Origin of the sequence: Microbacterium sp. H6 (genome assembly GCF_003314775.1) — a bacterium.
Taxonomy (GTDB): Bacteria; Actinomycetota; Actinomycetes; order Actinomycetales; family Microbacteriaceae; genus Microbacterium; species Microbacterium oxydans.
Genome location: NZ_QOAY01000316.1, coordinates 495 through 1468 on the forward strand (window position 1 = coordinate 495; position 974 = coordinate 1468).

Here is a 974-nt window from a genome sequence, read left to right on the forward strand (position 1 = left end):
CGTGCGGGACGCCGCTCGCCCGCAGCTCCTCCGCGAACTCCTCGCCGACCCGACCGCCCACGGTGGTGACCGCGAGCACCTCGGTCCCTTCGGCATGGGCCACGCGGGCGACGTTGAGCCCCTTGCCACCCGCGCGCGCCGCTCCGGGGTCCGCGCGGTGCGTTCCCCCTTCGACGAGTCGGTCGACGCGCCAGGTGAGATCGAGTGCGGGGTTGGGGGTGACGGTGAGGATCACGTGAGCTCCCGAGCTCGAAGCGCGGCACCCAGCAGACCCGCGTTGCCGGAGAGCTCGGCCGGGACCAGAGCGGGGATGCGGTGGAAGCTGAGGCGCGCGGCCAAGCGCGTGCGCAGCTCGTCGAACAGGGCGCCGCCGGCACGCGACAGCCCGCCTCCGATCACCACGGCCTCCGGCGCCACGACGGCGGTCAGCTGAGCCAGCGACATCGTCAGAGCGTCGAGTGCCGAGTTCCAGATCTCCGCAGCGGTCTCATCGCCCGCGGCCGCGCGCGCGATCACGTCCTTCGCCCCCTCGGGGGAGATTCCCGTCGCCTCCTGATAGCGACGGGCGATGGCTCCGGCCGAGGCGACGGCTTCCAGGCAGCCGCGAGCGCCGCACGCGCAGATCGGCCCGTCCGCGATCGGGGAGTGCCCGATCTCGCCCGCATATCCTCCCGCGGTGTACGGGACGCCCCCGACGAGCAGGGCACCCGCGATCCCGGTTCCGATCACGAGCACCACCGCATCGGCGTAGTCACGCGCACCGCCGAGTCGTCGCTCCGCCCAGCTCGCCGCACGCACGTCGTGATCGAACGCCACGGGGAGCCCGAGACGCTCTGCGGCCAGATCGCGCAACGGGGAGTCGTGCCATCCGAGATTGCTCGCGAACACCCCCAGCCCGGCATCCGCGTCGACGATCCCCGGGACGACGAGCCCCACGGCCTGCGGCACGACGTCGGGGTGCGCGGCGCGGAGCT

Annotated in this window: 2 protein-coding genes; both read right to left on the minus strand. The window is 73.5% G+C overall.

Translation table 11 applies throughout. The annotated features are described in order from the left end of the window. A partial coding sequence (locus tag DSP71_RS21630) for a PfkB family carbohydrate kinase (protein WP_258546603.1) occupies window positions 1-235 on the minus strand: 235 nt, incomplete at its 3' end. Next, the coding region (locus DSP71_RS21635) for an ROK family protein (RefSeq protein WP_113682031.1) at window positions 232-974 on the minus strand (743 nt) is incomplete at its 5' end. The genes DSP71_RS21635 and DSP71_RS21630, both read right to left, overlap by 4 nt.